Origin of the sequence: Streptomyces europaeiscabiei, assembly GCF_001550375.1 — a bacterium.
Lineage (GTDB): Bacteria > Actinomycetota > Actinomycetes > Streptomycetales > Streptomycetaceae > Streptomyces > Streptomyces europaeiscabiei.
In genome coordinates this window covers 19,760-38,475 of the sequence record NZ_LRTR01000730.1, presented here as the reverse complement: position 1 = coordinate 38,475, position 18,716 = coordinate 19,760, and the positions used below count along the sequence as shown (strand labels likewise).

15 protein-coding genes and 1 tRNA gene are annotated in these 18,716 nt (G+C 70.1%); 9 read left to right on the top strand and 7 right to left on the bottom strand.

All coding sequences use genetic code 11. The features are described 5' to 3' along the window. The coding region (locus tag AWZ10_RS36325; protein ID WP_159058483.1) for a hypothetical protein at positions 1 to 1,325 on the bottom strand (1,325 nt) is incomplete at its 3' end. A 359-nt stretch (positions 1,326 to 1,684) separates the two neighbouring features. Beyond that, entirely contained in the window at positions 1,685 to 3,598 is a 1,914-nt protein-coding gene (locus AWZ10_RS36320) for an ABC transporter ATP-binding protein (RefSeq protein WP_208618614.1), read from the bottom strand. A gap of 222 nt (positions 3,599 to 3,820) precedes the next feature. Here AWZ10_RS36320 and AWZ10_RS36315 point away from each other — a divergent pair, with 222 nt between their 5' ends. From AWZ10_RS36315 to AWZ10_RS36290, 6 genes are all read left to right on the top strand, one after another. Beyond that, positions 3,821 to 4,783, top strand: coding sequence for a lysylphosphatidylglycerol synthase transmembrane domain-containing protein (locus tag AWZ10_RS36315; protein ID WP_079104587.1), 963 nt, complete (start codon positions 3,821 to 3,823; stop codon positions 4,781 to 4,783). A gap of 369 nt (positions 4,784 to 5,152) precedes the next feature. Further along, positions 5,153 to 6,235, top strand: a complete 1,083-nt coding sequence (locus AWZ10_RS36310) for a mechanosensitive ion channel family protein (protein ID WP_037698761.1) — start codon at positions 5,153 to 5,155, stop codon at positions 6,233 to 6,235. A gap of 153 nt (positions 6,236 to 6,388) precedes the next feature. Further along, positions 6,389 to 8,608, top strand: coding sequence for an NADP-dependent isocitrate dehydrogenase (locus tag AWZ10_RS36305; protein ID WP_060893131.1), 2,220 nt, complete (start codon positions 6,389 to 6,391; stop codon positions 8,606 to 8,608). A 233-nt stretch (positions 8,609 to 8,841) separates the two neighbouring features. Then, complete coding sequence (locus AWZ10_RS36300) at positions 8,842 to 9,405, top strand: helix-turn-helix domain-containing protein (RefSeq protein WP_060893130.1); 564 nt, start codon at positions 8,842 to 8,844, stop codon at positions 9,403 to 9,405. Further along, a complete protein-coding gene (locus AWZ10_RS55325; protein WP_107417562.1) occupies positions 9,402 to 9,878 on the top strand; it encodes a DUF397 domain-containing protein in 477 nt (158 codons plus the stop codon). Before AWZ10_RS36300 ends, AWZ10_RS55325 begins: the two co-directional genes overlap by 4 nt. A gap of 340 nt (positions 9,879 to 10,218) precedes the next feature. Beyond that, complete coding sequence (locus tag AWZ10_RS36290) at positions 10,219 to 10,638, top strand: MarR family winged helix-turn-helix transcriptional regulator (protein WP_060893137.1); 420 nt, start codon at positions 10,219 to 10,221, stop codon at positions 10,636 to 10,638. Between the two features lie 129 nt (positions 10,639 to 10,767). Here the strand turns inward: AWZ10_RS36290 and AWZ10_RS36285 are convergent, their stop codons facing one another. After that, positions 10,768 to 11,751 carry an aldo/keto reductase gene (locus tag AWZ10_RS36285; RefSeq protein ID WP_060893129.1) on the bottom strand — a complete coding sequence of 328 codons (984 nt, stop codon included), beginning with the start codon at positions 11,749 to 11,751 and terminating at the stop codon, positions 10,768 to 10,770. A gap of 132 nt (positions 11,752 to 11,883) precedes the next feature. Here AWZ10_RS36285 and AWZ10_RS36280 point away from each other — a divergent pair, with 132 nt between their 5' ends. Beyond that, entirely contained in the window at positions 11,884 to 12,885 is a 1,002-nt protein-coding gene (locus AWZ10_RS36280; RefSeq protein WP_079104588.1) for a glycoside hydrolase family 43 protein, read from the top strand. A 97-nt stretch (positions 12,886 to 12,982) separates the two neighbouring features. Here AWZ10_RS36280 and AWZ10_RS36275 read toward each other — a convergent pair whose 3' ends face one another. Then, positions 12,983 to 13,528 carry a peptidoglycan-binding domain-containing protein gene (locus AWZ10_RS36275; RefSeq protein ID WP_037698751.1) on the bottom strand — a complete coding sequence of 182 codons (546 nt, stop codon included), beginning with the start codon at positions 13,526 to 13,528 and terminating at the stop codon, positions 12,983 to 12,985. Between the two features lie 269 nt (positions 13,529 to 13,797). Between AWZ10_RS36275 and AWZ10_RS36270 the strand changes: the two genes are divergently transcribed. Beyond that, entirely contained in the window at positions 13,798 to 15,009 is a 1,212-nt protein-coding gene (locus AWZ10_RS36270; RefSeq protein ID WP_079104586.1) for a helix-turn-helix domain-containing protein, read from the top strand. Positions 15,010 to 15,861: 852 nt separating this feature from the next. After that, complete coding sequence (locus AWZ10_RS55320) at positions 15,862 to 16,710, top strand: collagen-like domain-containing protein (protein WP_079104585.1); 849 nt, start codon at positions 15,862 to 15,864, stop codon at positions 16,708 to 16,710. Between the two features lie 302 nt (positions 16,711 to 17,012). On the opposite strand, the gene AWZ10_RS36255 is transcribed toward AWZ10_RS55320, so the two are convergent. The 3 genes from AWZ10_RS36255 to AWZ10_RS55315 all read right to left on the bottom strand — a co-directional run bounded on the left by AWZ10_RS36255 (position 17,013) and on the right by AWZ10_RS55315 (position 18,509). Beyond that, a tRNA-Pro gene (locus tag AWZ10_RS36255) sits at positions 17,013 to 17,086 on the bottom strand. 47 nt (positions 17,087 to 17,133) lie between these two features. Then, complete coding sequence (locus AWZ10_RS36250; protein WP_244172663.1) at positions 17,134 to 18,384, bottom strand: FxsB family cyclophane-forming radical SAM/SPASM peptide maturase; 1,251 nt, start codon at positions 18,382 to 18,384, stop codon at positions 17,134 to 17,136. Next, on the bottom strand, positions 18,381 to 18,509 hold the full coding sequence (locus AWZ10_RS55315; RefSeq protein ID WP_267885424.1) for a hypothetical protein: 129 nt from the start codon (positions 18,507 to 18,509) through the stop codon (positions 18,381 to 18,383). The genes AWZ10_RS36250 and AWZ10_RS55315 overlap by 4 nt, the downstream gene beginning before the upstream one ends. Positions 18,510 to 18,716: the final 207 nt, after the last annotated feature.

The following is an 18,716-nucleotide window of genomic DNA, read 5'->3' as shown; positions in this document are numbered from 1 at the left end:
GGCCACACCACGGTGGCGGCCCCGGTGCGACCGGGTCCGGCGTCCGCCGAGGCAGGTCGGGGGCCGCCCATGAAGGGGGCGAAGTCCTCCGGGCCCGGGCCGGGCGAGCGCACTCCGGGGCGGCCCGGCGGGACGTACATCCGGATGGGCGGCAGTTGCACCCCGCTCAGCAGCGGTCCCAGCATCGGACCCACGAGCTTGAACAGCCGGGCGCCGTTGAACGGCAGCCGCTTGAGCATCTGTTCCATCTTGGCGCACGCGGCGCGCTTGTCCGCGAGGTGCGGCATCAAGGGGTGGTCCGGTGGCAGGTCCCGCTGGAGCGCGGCCCACAGTTCGTCCGCGCGCCGGAGGTCGGCGTGCGATCCGGTGAGGACGGCCCGCGCACCCAGCAACGCCGGCATGTTCCCGGCGTAGGCCCCGTTGTCGTCGGGCGGCGCGCAGGCCCGAAACGCCTCCAGCTGGGCGATGGCCTCGTCGACGATCTCCTCGTCCAGATTGAGCGGCAGAGAGGCGGTGAGGGCGAGGGAGAACATGAGATGGGCCGAGGCGGCCTCGTCATCGACCGGGCGGGTGCCATGGCGTCTGGAGTGCTCGACCGCCTTCAGCGCCGACCGGCCGGCGCTCAGCGCCAGTTGTACGCCCCGCGCGTCGCTCGGCCGGTCACGGAAGCGCGCCAGCGCCGCGTGGACGGCGGTGCAGCTGACGAGGCCGGCCTCCAGATGGTCGGCGGTGATGCCGGCGAACGCCGCGTCGGCCCACCGTCCGGCGTCCTCCAGCGCGGACATGTCGCCCGACTCCAGGCGGAAGAACGCGGACTGTGCCAGCCGGGCCAGCAGACAGGGCCGGACCAGGTCGTCCGCCGGAAGCCCTTCGGCCAACCGTACGGCGTGCGGATGCGACGGCCGGGGCGGCTCGAAGTGGCGGGGAGAGGGCTCTTCCGGAAAGGTCGCCGCGACCGCCACCGGATCGTCCGCGGACCGGCCCTGGGTCTGGGCGGCGAGATAGTGGTGGACGTCGTGCGACAACCGATGGTCCTGGAACCGCAGCGCCAGTGTGCGCTCGGCCAGCCACAGGTGCAGCACCCAGCGGGGCCGCCGCGGATCCCGCCTCTCCCCCACGTCGAGCGCGTACTCCAGGATGGCCACCGCGGCCACCGCGCAGTCCCGGCCTCCCTCGCTCCAGGAAGCGCGCAGCAGCCCGGCCGCCGACGGCAACCAGCCCTCCGGGTCCTCACCGGCGCCGGTCACATGCCGTTCGACGGCCGGCGTCCACGCCGCCTCACAGCGCACCAGCACACGGTCCAAGGCCGTTCGTATCTCTGACACACCGCCAGTCTTCCCCGCCACGGCCCGCTATGGTCATCATCCGGAAATCTCCGACAAACGCCCCCTGGTGTGCCTACGGCCGCTCACGGCGGGGGATGCCGAGAGCGCGCGGCACGGACGCGGTTCGCGCGCCGAGTCCGTCGGCCCGGCCGTCGAGCAGCCGCAGTGTGTCGTCGGCGGTGGTGGCCGGGCCGGCAGCGTGTTGCCGAACAGTCAGGTCGGACGGGAGAGGGGACGGCGGCCGGTGAAGCCCACGATCGGAAAGCGGGTGTTGAGCCTGCTGCGTCTTGGACGGCCGCGTTCTCATCTCGCCCATCGGTTCCCGCAGTTCACCCTCAGCGTCACGGGCGCCTGCGCCGCTACGCCGCCCCGATCGGCACCTCGACCGATGGCTTCGCCGCTCGCACCGTCTCCACGTCGGACTTCTCGAACTGCGTCCGGTACAGCTCCGCGTACCGCCCCTCCGCCGCGAGCAGCTCCTCGTGCCGGCCGCGTTCCACGATCCGGCCGGCCTCGACGACGAGGATCTGGTCGGCGGTGCGTACCGTCGACAGGCGGTGGGCGATGACCAGGGCGGTCCTGCCCTCCAGCGCCTCCGCGAGGGCCTCCTGGACGGCGGCCTCCGATGTGTTGTCGAGGTGGGCGGTGGCCTCGTCGAGGATGACGACGCGCTGGCGGGCCAGGAGCAGCCGGGCGATGGTCATGCGCTGGCGTTCGCCGCCGGAGAGCCGGTAGCCGCGTTCGCCGACGACGGTGTCGAGGGCGTCGGGCAGGGACCGTACGAGGTCGTCGAGGCGGGCCCGGCGCAGGACGTCCCACAGGTCGTCGTCCGTGGCGCCGGGGCGGGCGAGGAGCAGGTTCGCGCGGACGGTGTCGTGGAAGAGGTGGCCGTCCTGGGTGACCATGCCGAGGGTGCCGCGCAGCGACGCCGCGCTGAGGTCGCGCACGTCGACGCCGCCGACGCGGACGGTGCCCGCGTCCCTGTCGTACAGCCGGGGCAGCAGTTGGGCGACGGTCGACTTGCCGGCCCCGGAGGAGCCGACGAGGGCGACGGTCTGGCCGGGTTCGGCGCGGAAGGAGACGCCGTGCAGGACCTCGGTACCGCCTCGCGTGTCGAGGGAGGCCACCTCCTCCAGGGAGGCGAGGGAGACCTTGTCGGCGGACGGGTAGCCGAAGCGGACGTCGTCGAACTCCACGGCCACGGGCCCCTCGGGCACCTCTCGGGCGTCCGGTTTCTCCTCGATGAGCGGCTTGAGGTCCAGCACCTCGAAGACACGCTCGAAGCTCACCAGGGCGCTCATGATCTCCACGCGCGCCCCGGCCAGCGCGGTCAGCGGGGCGTACAGCCGGGTCAGCAGCAGCGCCAGGGACACGATCGCGCCCGCCTCCAGGGTGCCGCGCAGCGCGAACCAGCCGCCGAGGCCGTACACCAGGGCGAGCGCGAGGGCCGAGACGAGGGTGAGGGCGGTGATGAACGCCGACTGCGCCATCGCCGTCCGGATGCCGATGTCCCGTACCCGGCCGGCTCGTTCGGCGAACTCGGCGGACTCGTCGCCCGGCCGACCGAAGAGTTTCACCAGGGTGGCGCCGGGCGCCGAGAAACGCTCGGTCATGCGGGTGCCCATGGACGCGTTGAGGTCGGCCGCCTCCCGCTGGAGCCGGGCCATGCGGCTGCCCATGCGCCGGGCGGGGATCACGAAGACGGGCAGCAGGACGAGTGACAGCAGGGTGATCTGCCACGAGAGGGTGAGCATGACGGCGAGGGTGAGCAGCAGGGTGACCAGGTTGCTCACGACTCCGGACAGGGTGTTGCTGAAGGCGCGTTGGGCGCCGATGACGTCGTTGTTGAGACGACTGACGAGCGCTCCCGTACGAGTACGTGTGAAGAACGCGACCGGCATGCGCTGCACATGATCGAAGACGGCGGTCCGCAGATCGAGGATGAGTCCCTCGCCGAGCGTCGCAGACAGGCGGCGGCCCAGCAGGCCCAGCGCCGCTTCGGCGACCGCGATGAGGGCGATGAGCACGGCAAGGCGGACGACGAGGGCCTCGTCCCCGGCCGACACGATCACGTCCACGACGCTCCCCGCGAGCACCGGCGTCGCCACGGCGAGCAGCGCGGTGACGACACTGAGGGCGACGAACCACGCGATACGGCGACGATGTGGACGGGCGAAGGCGCCGATACGCCGTAGCGTCGCGCGGGCGAAGGGGCGGCTCTGTTGCTGGGCGGTCATCAGGCCCTGCAGCTGGGTCCAGGCGGTGGTCTCCATACTCATACGGAGGACGCTAGGACCTCGACCAAGCTTGAGGTCAAGGGCGCGGGACGGCGCGCACACCGTGGCACGGCGAGGACGGTGCCGGGTGGTGGCGAGGACGGCGCCGATGCGCGGTGACGACGTGTGCGTCCGGACGCGATGAAGTCCGCCGCCGGTCAGCCGCCGTCCCCGCGCCCGCAACCCCCTGTTGGCCCGGCCCGGAGAACCTCTCCCGGTGTGACGGCGATACCACTCCCCCGACGGCCCACCAGGCGTGTTCCGGTGCGGCGGATCCTCTGTCTGCTGCCCCTCGTCATGGTTGTGGCGGTCGCCGTGCGGCACCGTTCCGTTCTGGCCGAGGGCTTCACCCAGTTGGCGACCGCCCGGTGGCCCTGGCTGGTCGCGGCGGTCGGGGTGACATGTCTGACGTGGGTCGCGGCGGCCGTGACCCGGCAGGGGGCGCTCGTCGAGCGGCTGCCGGCGGGGCGTCTGCTGGCCACCCAGTTCGCGGCGGGCGCGGCGAACCATCTGCTGCCGACCGGCCTCGGCGCGAGCGCGGTGAACCTGCGGTTCATGACGGTGTGCGGGGTGTCGCTGTCCCGTTCGTCGGCGGCGCTCGCGCTGTATCTGCTCGCGGAGTCCGTCGCCCGCGTCGGCCTGCTGGTGGCTCTGCTGTTCGCGTTCCCCCGGGCACTGCGACTCGGCCCGCTCCTCCCCGACGGCACGTCGACTCCCCTGCTGATCACGGCCGTCGCCGTCGCGTGCGGCGCCGTGGCCGTGGCTCTCCTCGTACGACGGCTGCGTACGGCCGTGTCCGGGTTCGTGCGCACGGCGCTGGGCGAGGCCCGTTCGGTGCACACGCGGCCGGCGCGTGTGCTGGCGCTCTGGGGCGGTTCGCTGGCGTTCCCGACGCTCCAGGCGGCCGTACTGGTCACCGTGGGGCTGGCGTTGGGGCTCGACATCCCGGTGACGCACATGGCGCTCGCGTATCTCGCGGCCACGGTCGCGGTCGCCCTCGTGCCCACTCCGGGTGGTCTCGGCTCGGTGGAGGCCGCGCTCGTGGTCGCCCTGGTGGCGGCCGGCGGTCCGGTGGCCGTGGCGACCGCGGTGGTGCTGACGTTCCGCGTCATGACGGTCTGGCTGCCGCTGCTGCCGGGCGCGTTGACGCTCGGCGCGCTGGTCCGGCTGAAGGTGATCTGACGCCGGTTGAGGTACCGGACGGTGCCGGAAGGAGGACACCGGCGGATCCCGGAAGAGGACCTCGGCGGCTCCGGGAACAAGATGTCGCCCTGATCCTGCGGGCGGAGGCGGCCGTACCGCGGTGCACATCCGGACATTCCTGTGGACGCGGGGCCGGTCGTCGGCCGATCCGCGCAGGTCCGGTGCCGATCAGCTGTGCGGATACGGCAGGATGAGCGGTCGCGCCCGACGTCGTACACACATCCGGGCAGGCGCTGATCGTGCATCTCGAATTCGAGCAGGTGGCAAGGTGACGACACATCACATACGGCCCACGGGACCTGACATACGGCCCGTCGGCCGCTCCCCGCGTCCCTCGGGAGGTGACCGATGACCCGGGCCCTCACCCTCGACGACTACCTCGTGGCCGGAATCACTCTGGCCGCGGGCCTGTTGGCCGCGTTCCTGCTGCGGCTGCTGCTGCGCTGGCTCGGCGGCCACGCCACGAAGACCCGCTGGGGCGGTGACGATGTCATCGTCGACACACTGCGCTCCCTGGTCCCCTGGGGCGCGTTCGTCGGTGGCGCGGCCGCCGCGGCGGCGGTGCTGCCGCTGACGAAGACCGTGCAGCACAACGTGAACCAGTCCCTGACGGTGCTGTTCATCCTCGTCGCCACGATCACGTCGGCCAGGGTGATCGCCGGCCTGGTGCGTTCGCTCGCCCAGTCCCGGGCCGGGGTCGCGGGTTCGGTCACGATCTTCGTGAACATCACCCGGGTCACGGTCCTCGCGATCGGCTGCCTGGTGATCCTGCAGACCCTGGGCATCCCGGTCGCCCCGCTGGTCACGGCACTGGGCGTCGGCGGTCTCGCGGTGGCGCTGGCCCTCCAGGACACCCTCGCCAACCTCTTCGCGGGCATCCACATCCTCGCGTCGAAGACGGTCCAGCCGGGCGACTACATCAAGCTGAGCAGCGGCGAGGAGGGCTATGTCGTCGACATCAACTGGCGGCAGACGACGATCAAGTCGCTCTCCAACAACCTGGTGATCATCCCCAACGGCCAGCTCGCCGGCACCAACATGACCAACTTCAACCAGCCCGAGCAGGACATGACCCTGCTCGTGCAGGTGGGCGTCGGCTACGACAGCGACCTGGAGCATGTCGAGCGGGTCACCAACGAGATCATCGCCGAGACCATGAAGGAGGTCGAGGGCGCGGTCCCGGATCACGAGCCCGCCGTGCGCTTCCACACCTTCGGTGACTCCCGCATCGGGATGACCGTGATCCTCGGGGTCGGGGAGTTCAGCGACCAGTACCGGATCAAGCACGAGTTCATCAAGCGGCTGCACAAGCGGTACCGGGCCGAGGGGATCAGTGTGCCGGTGCCCCGGCGGGCGATCACGTTGCAGACGGGCGGGGGCAGCGTGGAGATTCCGCATCAGCGGGAGGCGTCGGTCGAGGTCGCGCCCTAGAGTTCTTCGCCCCCGCTACCCCTGAAAAGGGGCGGCGGGGGCGAAGAACATCGTGGTGTCACGCACCCCCACACCCCGGCCCCTGTCGAGTCCCGCCCGCGCACGAGATATCTTGATGTCGAGCAATGTTGCAGACGTGGAGCGGAGCACCCGGTGACTGACTCGACCATCATCTACACGCACACTGACGAGGCGCCCGCCCTGGCGACCCACTCGTTCCTGCCCGTGATCAAGGCGTACGCCTCGCAGGCCGGTGTCTCCGTCGAGACCCGTGACATCTCGCTGGCCGGGCGCATCATCGCCGTCTTCCCGGAGTACCTGGAGGAGGGGCAGCGCATCCCCGACGCCCTCTCGGAGCTGGGCGACCTGGCCAAGACGCCCGCGGCGAACATCATCAAGCTGCCGAACATCTCGGCGTCGATCCCCCAGCTCAAGGCCGCCGTCGCCGAGCTGCAGGGCCAGGGCTACGCGCTGCCGGACTACCCGGACGACCCGAAGACGGACGAGGAGCGCGAGATCCGCGCCCGCTACGACAAGATCAAGGGTTCCGCCGTGAACCCGGTCCTGCGTGAGGGCAACTCCGACCGCCGCGCCCCCGCCTCGGTGAAGAACTACGCCAAGAACCACCCGCACCGCATGGGCGCCTGGTCCGCCGACTCGAAGACGAACGTCGCGACCATGGGCGAGAACGACTTCCGCTCCACCGAGAAGTCCGCGGTGATCTCCGAGGCCGGTGCGCTGAGGATCGAGCTGGTCGGCGACGACGGCTCCACCACCGTGCTGCGCGAGTCCGTACCCGTCCTCGAGGGCGAGGTCGTCGACGCCTCCGTGATGCGTGTCGCCGCGCTGCGCGAGTTCCTCACCGCGCAGATCGCCGCGGCCAAGGCCGAGGGCGTGCTGTTCTCCGTGCACCTCAAGGCCACGATGATGAAGGTCTCCGACCCGATCGTCTTCGGTCACGTGGTGCGCGCCTTCTTCCCGAAGACCTTCGCGAAGTACGGCGAGACGCTGGCCGCGGCCGGTCTGTCCCCGAACGACGGCCTGGGCGGCATCTACAAGGGCCTGGAGGCCCTGCCGGAGGGCGCCGAGATCAAGGCCTCCTTCGACGCCGAGCTCGCCGAGGGCCCGGAGCTGGCGATGGTCGACTCCGACAAGGGCATCACCAACCTGCATGTGCCGTCCGACGTCATCGTCGACGCCTCGATGCCGGCCATGATCCGCACCTCCGGCCACATGTGGGGCCCGGACGGCCAGGAGGCCGACACCCTCGCGGTGCTCCCGGACTCCTCGTACTCCGGTGTCTACCAGGTCGTCGTCGACGACTGCCGTGCCAACGGCGCCTACGACCCGTCGACCATGGGCTCGGTCCCGAACGTCGGCCTCATGGCGCAGAAGGCCGAGGAGTACGGCTCCCACGACAAGACCTTCGAGATCGCGACCACCGGCACGGTCCGCCTCGTCGACCAGGCCGGCAACGTGGTGATCGAGCAGGCGGTCTCGGCCGGCGACATCTTCCGCGCCTGCCAGACCAAGGACGCCCCGATCCGCGACTGGGTGAAGCTGGCCGTCACCCGCGCCCGCGCCACCGGCAACCCGGCTGTGTTCTGGCTGGACGAGACCCGCGCGCACGACGCCAACCTGATCGCCAAGGTCAACGCCTACCTGGACGAGCACGACACCGAGGGCCTGGTCATCCGGATCCTCGCCCCGGTCGAGGCGACCAAGCTGTCGGTGGAGCGCATCCGCCGCGGCGAGGACACGATCTCGGTGACCGGCAACGTGCTGCGTGACTACCTCACCGACCTGTTCCCGATCCTGGAGCTGGGCACCAGCGCCAAGATGCTGTCGGTCGTCCCGCTGATGGCGGGTGGCGGCCTCTTCGAGACGGGCGCCGGCGGCTCCGCCCCGAAGCACGTCCAGCAGCTGGTCAAGGAGGACTACCTCCGCTGGGACTCCCTGGGCGAGTTCTTCGCCCTGGTCCCGTCCCTGGAGCAGTACGCCGAGGCCACCGGCAACACCCGCGCCAAGGTCCTCGCCGACACCCTCGACCGCGCCACGGCGACCTTCCTCAACGAGGACAAGTCCCCCTCGCGTCGCGTCGGCGGCATCGACAACCGCGGCAGCCACTTCTACCTGTCCCTGTACTGGGCCCAGGAACTGGCCGCCCAGACCGACGACGCCGACCTGGCCAAGGCCTTCGCCCCGCTCGCCGAGACCCTCACGGCGAACGAGCAGACCATCGTCGACGAGCTGATCGCCGTCCAGGGCAAGCCGGCCGACATCGGCGGCTACTACCAGCCCGACCCGGCCAAGGCCACCGCGGTCATGCGTCCGTCGACCACGTGGAACGAGGCGCTGGCGAACTTCGCCTGACCCTCACACACACCCTGCGCGGATCTGCGGGTCCGCACGTCGTCGCCCCGGCCGGGATCGTTCCCGGCCGGGGCGGTGCGCTTTCTGCCCACTTTCGACCTCTCCCGCACCCGGATGGGCTTCCTCCACGCAATTGCGTCAGCCACATGTGCATTCTGAACTCGGGCAGGGGACAAGCAAGTTGAGTCGTCGGCACACCTGCGTCACGCGAGGCATCACCATGGGGAGAAACGATGGCCATGGCGGGGGGACCGACGGTACGGCGACGGCAGCTGGGGGCGGAGCTGCGGCGCCTGCGTGAGCACGCCGGCCGGAAGATCGAAGAGGTCGCGGCGCACCTCGAATGCTCCATGTCCAAGATCGGCCGGGTGGAGACGGGTCAGGCCCCCATCAAGGCACGGGACGTACGGGACCTGCTGGGGTGGTACGGCGTCACACGACCCGGCGCAGATCGAGACCGCGCGCTGCGGCGCCCGGTCGGCGGCCCGGAGGTGATGGCGACCCAGCTCGCCCACCTGGCCGAGGCGACGGCCATGCCCCACGTCACCATCCAGATCATGCCGACGGTCAAGGGCGCGCACGCGGCGCCGGCCGGGATGTTCTCGCTGCTGGAGTTCGAGGGCCACACACCGACCGTGGTCCATGTCAATTCCATCGCCGGCAACCTGTACCTGGAGAAGGAGCGCGACGTACGCGCCTTCGTCCAGACCTTCGACCTGGTGGGGGCCGCGGCCCCGGATCCGCAGGAGACGCCCGCCACGCTGGAGAACATCGCGAGGGAGATACGGAGCCGATGATGAGCACGGACAACGGGCGGCGGGCCCCGCAGGTCGAGCCGACGGCCCTGAGGAACGCGCTCTGGCACAGGAGCAGCCACAGCTCGGGCAACGGCGCCTGTGTGGAGGTGGCCTTCGTCGAGAACCTGATGGCCGTCCGGGACTCCAAGGACACCGACGGGCCGGGTCTGGTGTTCCGGACCGCCGCATGGCGGAAGTTCGTCGGCGGGGCACGTTCGGGATGGAGCTGGTCGCCACCGAAGCGGAGCCCAGCGCGGCCGAGCCCCCCGCCCGTCGCCCTCCACGGTTCCGAGCTGAGGATCGGTCCGGGCCTCATCGGCTGCGGCACGACCGTCACCTGCCTTCTCCTGGTCGACACTCCCCCGACCTGCCGCTACCGCCACTCGCTCCTGGACGTCAAGGTGGAGCAGATCACTCTCCCGGCGGCCTCGCGCTGGGCCGTCATGCGCCAGGCACCGCCGGTCCGTCCGTAGCGCCCGCCCACGGAGCCCCGACGCCGCGCCCCGCACCCCGGCAGCGGGTGACTCCGCGGCGCGGGGCGGCACGTGGCGAACGTCAGCCGGTCTCCTTGGGTGGGCGCCGTGGGCAGGCGCGGCCGACGTGGTTCGCCGGGCGGCAGCACACCACATCCGTGTCACACTACTAAATCGTGCACGAGTAAATGATGCACAATACAGTCGGGGAGACTTGCAGGTAGGGTGGTTGATCGTCACGCAGAGCACAGGGCGGAGGAGCGACACCGTGAGCACAGTCGGCGAGATCGTGAGCACGACCGGAACGGCCCAGGACCCGGCCTCGGCGCCGGGGCACAGCCTGCTCCTGGACGACCAGCTCTGTTTCGCCCTGTACGCCGCCTCGCGCGCGGTCACCGCCCGCTACCGGCCGCTGCTCGACGAGCTGGGACTGACGTATCCGCAGTACCTGGTCATGCTCGTGCTCTGGGAGCAGGACTCGATCTCCGTACGCGACCTGGGCGCCGCGCTCCAGTTGGAGTCCAGCACGCTCTCCCCGCTCCTGAAGCGCCTGGAGGCCGGCGGCCTGCTCCGCCGCGAGCGCCGCACGGACGACGAGCGCTCGGTCGCCATCCGCCTCACCGAGTCCGGCGCCCGGCTCAAGGAGCGGGCCTGGACCGTCCCCGTGGACATCGGCGAGGCCATGGGGCTGACCCCCGAACAGCGCACCATGGCCAAGCAGTTGCTGCGGCTGCTCACGGCGAACGTCGCTCGGGCGTGACCGAGGACGGGGACTGTCGGAAGGCCGCCGTGACCGGGCACGGGAACTGTCGGAAGGCCGCCGTGACCGAGCACGGGAACTGTCGGAAGGCCGCCGTGACCGAGCACGGGTGCGCCCGACCCGTGTGATTCAGTGCGCGGCGTCCAGCCTGACCCGCTGCTCCTCCGTCAGCTCCAGTTCCACCGCGCCCAGGTTCTCCTCCAACTGCGCCACCGACGACACCCCGGCCAGCGGAACGATCGGGAACCGGCCGCCCAACTGCCAGGCGAGCACGACCTGGTTGGCGGTCGCCCCGGTCTCCCGCGCCACCTCGCCCAGCACCTTCGTCCGGGCCGCGGTGCCCGGGTGGTCGTAGTCCGACGGCAGCTCGTCCGGCCGTACGTACCCGCCCTTGAGCAGCGGCGAGTAGGCGACCAGGGTGAGGGCCGGCTCGGCCTCCAGATAGCTCAGCAGTTCGGCGGTGGCCGCGCCGAGGCAGCCGTCCGCCCAGAGGTCGTTGGGGATGTCCGTGCGCGGGCGCAGATAGCTGTGGTGGTACTGGAGCACCTCGTAGCCGGGCAGCCCGGCCGCGGTGGCGAGGGCGCGGGCCCGCTCCACCCGCCACACGGCGTGGTTGCTCGCGCCTAGCAGTCCGACCGTGCCCTCCGCGACAAGCTCAGCGAACCCCTCGACGGTCTCCCGCGCCGACACCGTACGGTCCTCGATGTGCGCGTAGAGCAGGTCCAGCCGCTCCACCCCGAGCCGCTCCCGACTGCGCTCCGCCGACTCCCGGATGACCTTCGCCGACAGCCCTTCCGCGTTGTCGACATAGCTGGTGCCGGGCGCGAGGGGCCGGGCGCCGAGCTTGGTGGCGATGACGATCTCGTTGCCGATGCCCCTGCTGCGCCGCCACCGACCGAGCAGTTCCTCGCTCTGTCCGCCCTGCCCTCCGTCGATCCAGAAGGCGTAGTTGTCGGACGTGTCGATGAAGTTCCCACCCGCTTCGACGTAGCGGTCGAGCACCGCGAAGGATGTCTTCTCGTCGGTCCGCGAGCCGAACAGCATCGCGCCGAGCGCCAGCACACTCACCTCGCGACGGGTTCCCGGATCACTGCCTATCGTGCGGTACTTCATACCGTTGCCTCCCGTTCCGCCCGGCTCTCGGGCCTGAACGGGAGTCTTCAACTTGGAGCGCACACGAAGTCAAGGCCCCCCGCTCACTATTGTTCGACCGTGACCGAGACCGACCCGAAGCGCCTTCCCGCCATGCGGCTTCCGGACATGCCGCTGCACGACCCGTTCGTGGTCGCCGACGACAGAACCCGCACCTACTACCTCTACACGTCCAACGACCCGACCGTTTCGGGCGTGGACGGCACCGGCACGATGGTCTACCGCAGCGCCGACCTGCGGGACTGGACGCGCCCCGTCGTGGTCTTCCGGACGGCCGTACAGAAGGGCATCTGGGCGACCGAAGGGGCGTGGGCGCCGGAGGTGCACGCGTGGGACGGCAGGTACTACCTGCTCACCACGCTGCACGACGAGCACAGACCGCTCGATGTGCCGCCGGCCAACCGGTGGGGCACCCCCTTCCGTCTCCCGAACCACATGCGCGGCACGATCACGGCCGTCTCCGACTCGCTGCTGGGCCCCTTCACCGTCGTCGATCCCGCACGCCCCACCCCGCCCGAGAACCTCATGACCCTCGACGGCACCCTCTACGTCGACCCGTCCGGGCAGCCCTGGATGGTGTACGCGCACGAATGGCTGCAGACCGTCGACGGAACCATGGAGGCGATCCGGCTGGCCCCGGACCTGACCGGGACCATCGGGGACCCGGTCTTCCTGTTCAAGGCCTCGGACGCGTCCTGGCTCACCGAGCAGATCCCCGGCGGAGTGCCGCACCAGCTCGCGCCGTACATCACCGACGGCCCCCAGCTGTACCGGACTCCCGACAACTCCCTGCTCATGCTGTGGTCGACGTACGAGAAGAACGTGGCCGGTGCCGACGGCACCATCAGCGGCGGCTATGTGCAGACGTACGCGGTCTCCCGGTCGGGCGACCTCGCGGGGCCGTGGGACCAGCGACGGCCCCTGGTCCGCGAGGACAGCGGCCACGGCATGCTGTTCCGCGCCTTCGACGGCCGGCTGATGATGATCCTCCACCGCCCCTTCGAGAACGCGCGGGGCAAGCTCTACGAGATGCGACTCGACGGCCACGAACTGCACGTGCTGCGCCGGTGTGCCGACCTCGACGGCGGCGGCTGATTCCCGCGCGAACGACCGCCGCGCATGCCTCTCCGTGGGGAGGGGCATGCGCGGATCGGCCGCCGGTCGACGCGTCGACGGTCGCGGGCGTGTGCCGTCAGCTGCACGTCCGGTAGTTGTAGCCGGCGAGCCGGGTGGTGCCGTCACCGTCGGTGAAGGCGTAGTTGCCGTCCGCGTTGCGGCTGAGGGTGAAGTCGTGTGCGATCCCGTCGTACCGCAGGTTCGCGGTGGAGCCGTCGGCGGTGCTGCCGGAGACGAAGTACAGCCACTTGTCCATGTGGCCGAAGGTCTCCTGTCCGACCGACCCGTCGACACCCAGGGCGAAGTACCGCTGCAGGTCCTCGGTCGCGGCCTTCGTGTCCGACCCGAACCGCCCGTCGATGTCCGAGGCGGAACTCAGGAAGCCGTCCGCCCACAGGATCTTCTGCCACAGGCAGGTGGCGTTGGAGTTGGTGTTGGTACTGGTCGACAGGACGCCCTCGTTGCCCCAGTCGTCCGTGTAGGTGTCGGCACCGTAGACATAGGCGAGCCCGCTGTACGTCCCGCTCGCGGCGGCCGGCGTGGTACCCAGCGCGAGGGTGGCCGCGGCCACGGCGCCGACCGTGCAGGCGGCCAGCTTGAATCGCGTCGTGCGCAGGCTCATGGGAGTCCTCTCGTCGAGCCACCGGGCCGGTGCCCGGTGAGCACCGCAGACACTGGCAACGAAGATCCGGGCCGACAAGGAAAACCGCAGGTCACGGGAGAGTGGGATGCCGTCCCCCCGACTGCCTGGGCGTTTCCCGTGCCTCTGGGACGCCTGTGGGAAATCGGTGGGGAATGCACGAAACACACACGCGGCGAACACGAGATGCGCACGGAGTGGAAATGGTCTAGGGTCCCGGTCTCCGACCGACCGATTACTAGGGGTAACCTGTGACAGCGACCGCCGATCCGGAGAGATTCGCAGCGTTATTGCGGTCGTTGAAGGAGCGGTCGGGCCTCAGTTACGAGGCGCTCGCCCAGCGCACCGGCAGCAGCCGGTCCAGCCTCCACCGCTACTGCTCGGGTTCGTACGTCCCCCCGGACTACGGCTCCGTACACCGGTTCGCCGCGGTCTGTGGAGCTTCCCCGAACGAGCTACGGCAGCTGCACCGACTCTGGGCCGTGGCCGACATGAGCCGGATGGGCGACGAGGGCGAGGGCGAAGGTCCGCCGGACACGCCGATGTCGGGGCGGGAGCCGGAGGCGGCTCCGCAGCAGACTCCAGGCCCAGGGCAGACTCCAGGTCCGGAGCGGGTTCCGGGTCCGGAGCGGGTTCCGGGAACCGCGCAGGAATCCGACCCGGAGGCCGACGGAGCGCGGCCCGCGCCCTCGGCCGTGGCAGGAACCGCACCAGGGCACATGACGGCGGCCGACCCCTGGCGGCGGGCACTGCCCATCCTCGGCGTGTGCTTCCTGCTCCTGGTGGCCGGCGGAACCTGGCTGACGCTGACGACGCGTCAGCAGGCGTCCGCCGAGGACTCGGACGACGGCCGGCTGCTGTTCTCCGCGGCGTGCGCGGAACCGGTCGGCATGGGGCAGCACGATGCCTGCGTTCAGGAGGTGCAGCGGCTGCTCTCCGAGGCCGGCGCGGACATCTCCGTGGACAGCTCGTTCGGGCCGCAGACCCTGCGCCGCGTCACCGCGTTCCAGGTGCTGCACGGCCTCGACGCGGACGGCGTGGTCGGCACGGAGACCAAGAAGGCCCTCTACGACCCGAAAGCGCGGATACGGAGCTGGTCGCCGAAGAAGGTGAGGCAACGCGTCCGCCAGGTGTTCGCCGAGGAGCCCGACCACGCGGTCGCGATCGCCGACTGCCAGTCCTTCCTCGACCCCCTCCACATCCTGCCGAACACCAACGGCACCAGGAACTGGGGCGTCTTCCAGATATCCGACGCCCGTCTGTCAAAACTCGGCGGAACTCCGCGCAAGGCACTGGACCCCGAGTGGAACATCCAGGCGTCCTACCGCCTGTGGAAACGCGCGGGCGACTTCAAAGACTGGCCGTACTGCGAGCGGGCATACACCAGCTCACCCTCAAACAAAAAGGCCGCATCGACATACACCGATACGGCTTCCAACCTGCTGCTCCACAAGTCGGGATGACAGGATTTGAACCTGCGACGGACTGCCGGGACACCCCCTGGATACTGTTCGATTTTTCGGCTTGACGGGCGACGAGACAATCACGATTCCACGGTGTCTGCGGATGATGCACTTCCGGCCAGTCACCGGACTCAACCTTGAGGATTCCCGCCTGCGGGAGTGCGTGATAGATCTTCTCCACCCAGCCGCCCATCTCCGCACGGCGTCCGCAAGGTGCGATCACGAGGGCGTCGAGGTTCTCCTGTTCGTGCCCCTCGTCGACAGTAATGGTCATATCGACGTCCACCGGAAGCAGGTGGTCGGTTTTTCGCGGGCGCGTTCGATGTTGAGCGTCTAATTGGTCCCGAAGTCGCCCCACGGGCCGTTCGTGCACCGAGGCGATACACCGCTCAATTACGGCCGATTCATTCTTTACGATCACTCAGAGACAGATGGTCGGATTCATGGCTCTGGCCCTACCTTCGAGTTTCCGATCAGGCATGACGACAAAGCCTGAATCACGCGGGAGAAAGTCGCCGTAATCACTCGGTCCACTTCGGCACAAGGATTGTCGGCGCAACGGCGATTCTCGTTGTGAGCGAGCTGGGCGGGGCGCAGGAAGCGGGCGGATTTCGGTGGACATCCTTGCCTCACGGAGTGGATACACCCCGTGAGGCGTCCCCGAGTCGGCCGTTCACGTCGAAGTCGGCGGAAATGTCATGGACACAACAAGATGAGCGCGACGAGCTGCGGGCTGCCCAGACAGAGCAGCACATCACACAAAGTGCGCGAACCGTGACAAATGGTAATGATGGGCGTGTCGCCCCTGCCGGGGCGGCGTGACTATTCGACTTCGCGAAATCAGGAGACCGCATGAGTCCTGACTCCAGGACACGTTCCTCACTCGGCCCGCTCCCCAGGCGGAGCACCTGGATTGCGGGCAGCAGCCTCGCATCCCTCGCTCTCGTGCTCACGGGCCTGGCCAGCCCCGCTCTCGCGATGGAGCACACGAAGACGGTCACCAACAGAGCCGCTGCCACCAGCCCGGGTGGCGACGACCAGGGTGACTACGGCGACTACGGCGACGACGACCGCGGCCAGAGGGGCGAGACCGGCCCCACGGGGCCCACCGGCCCGACGGGTGCTGACGGTGCCGATGGCGTCGACGGCGCCACGGGCGCTACGGGCCCCACCGGACCCACCGGCGCTGACGGCATCGACGGTGTCGACGGCACCAACGGCGTCGACGGCGTCGACGGCGCCACGGGCCCCACCGGACCCACCGGCGCTGACGGCACCGACGGTGTCGACGGCACCAACGGCGTCGACGGCGCCACCGGCGCCACGGGCCCCACCGGACCCACCGGCCCCACCGGCGCTGACGGCACCGACGGTGTCGACGGCACCAACGGCGTCGACGGCGCCACCGGCGCCACGGGTGCCACGGGTGCCACGGGTGCCACGGGTGCCACGGGTGCCACCGGCCCCACCGGCCCGGTTGCCGCGCAGATCCTCACCCAGAACTACAGCGTCCTGTTGGGCATCGAAACGTCCTACGACTCCCCGTCATGCCCGGTCGGCACCGTGCCCATCTCAGGAGGCCTGTCCGCCAGCGGCCTCGCCACCGTCATCGCGGAGACCTACCCGAGCGGGGACCACTGGACCGTGGCCGCGACGGCGGCTGCACTCAGCACCCTTACGGTCTACGTGGTCTGCAGCTGACCCCACACCTCACGACCGCGTTCTACGCATGAGTCCCCGCCGGTCTTCCGGCGGGGACTCATGCGCGCAGGGATTCCGTCTCGGCCCGGTGCGGCGGAAGAGTCGGCTTCGCCATTCCGTCCGGGGCCGGAGCGATGGTGCCGGGCCGGTCGCTGGGGCGCCGCCCCGCGCTCCCCGGCGAGCCCGATCTCGGTGGCCCACCACCACGGCCAAGGGGGCCGGTCCCCCATTTGGCCCCCGAAAAAGATCGAGGGCCGTTTCGGATTGCTCCGAAACGGCCCCGGATCCACGACTCTCACGAGTCGGGACGACAGGATTTGAACCTGCGACCCCTTGACCCCCAGTCAAGTGCGCTACCAAGCTGCGCCACGTCCCGTCGCGCAGTCCACTGAGTTCCATGTGAACGCGCAGGTAAACCCTACCCTACGTGCCTCTGACATCCAGCTCGGCCAGGCCCTGCGGCGCCGACCCGAGATCGGCCCGCACCCGGGCCCGGATGTGCAGGGTCAGGGCTGCCAGGTCGGCGCAGTAGACGGAGGGGTTCTGGAACCCGCTCCCGGAGGCGTACCGGTGGGCGAAGAGCCCGCCCCCGCACACGCCGAGCAACGGGCAACGCCGACAGGTGGGCCCCAACCCGTCGGCGCCCGACTGCCGTTGACGGATCAGAGGCTGTTCGAGGACGTCGTCGAGACTGTTACGGAAGACGTCGAGCCCTGTCTCCGGCGCGCCTTGGTAGGCGACCTTGAGGGAATCCGACTGCTCGATGGAACCGTCGGTCTCGATGACGGCCAGCGTCGCCGGGGCCAGCCCGACGGACTCGGTACGCATCGAGCCGCCGAGGACGCCGGCCATCAGCTCCTCGAAGAGCCGGACGCCGGTCTCCCGTACAGGGGCGTCGTACCAACGGTCGAACACCCGCCGCAGCCAGTCGGCGTACGGCGTCTCCCCCGGGTTGTCCATCACCCCGCGGACGGTCACCGGCGGGACGGCGGGTACCCGGTTCGTCCGATCCGCGAGTCCGGGTGGCGGCGTGTCCCAAGTGCCGTGCGGCAGCAGGAGATCGACGCGAGGAGGGCGTGAGGCCAGCAGGGCCTCGTAGGTGTCGACGGGGTCGTTGGCCAGGTCGATCGTGCACAGCAGGCCTGCGTACAGGGCGCGGTACCTGGACCGACCCAGTCGGCCGAGTCCCTCCATCACCCGCCGGTGACTCCCCTCGCCCTTCAGGAGACGCCGGTGCCGGTCATGGCCCGCCTGCGTCCCGTCGAGGCTGACGCTGACCCCCACCCGATGCCGGTGGAGCACGTCCAGGGTGTCGGGGGTGAGCAGCACGCCATTGGTCTGCATCGAGAAACGGACGGGCACCCCCGCCTTCGCCAGTCCCCGCGCGAGGACACCGAGCAGTTCCCCCAGCCGCCCGGCCCCGAGCAGCAACGGCTCCCCTCCGTGCAGCACGATCCGGACGTCGGGCAGCCGGTGAGCCACGGCGTGCTCGGCGATACGCAGGGCCACTTGCTCGGCCACGGCCGCTTCCATGAGGCGCGGCTTGTCGCGCCAGCTGGTGTCTGCGGAGTGGTAGACGTAGCAGTAGTCGCAGTCCAGGTTGCAGCGACTGTGCACCTTGAGGACGAACTGCCGCAAGGACACGGGAGTCGGCCGGACCGGCGGAGACGTCACTCCATCGACGCTTCCGCTTCGCACTCGAGCGAGGATTCGAACTCGGCCGGATGAGTGGCGTCCGGATGCGCGGCCTCCCATGCGAGCCGGCGCAGTACATGGCCGAGAGCGCTGTTCTCGGCCACGGCACCGTGGCGGTCCTCGGCAGGCCTGATCGGACCCGCGCCGGAAGGGGCGCGGCCGGCAGACCTATCCGGCGAGGACAAGAAGGGTGACACCGCACTCCTAGGGGCCATGCTGACACGGGGTCCGCCCGGCGGGAGACGCCCGTGGCGGGTGAGCGGAGAATAGCAGCGGGACAAAGGAAAACGGCAGGAAGCAACATAAAGCGC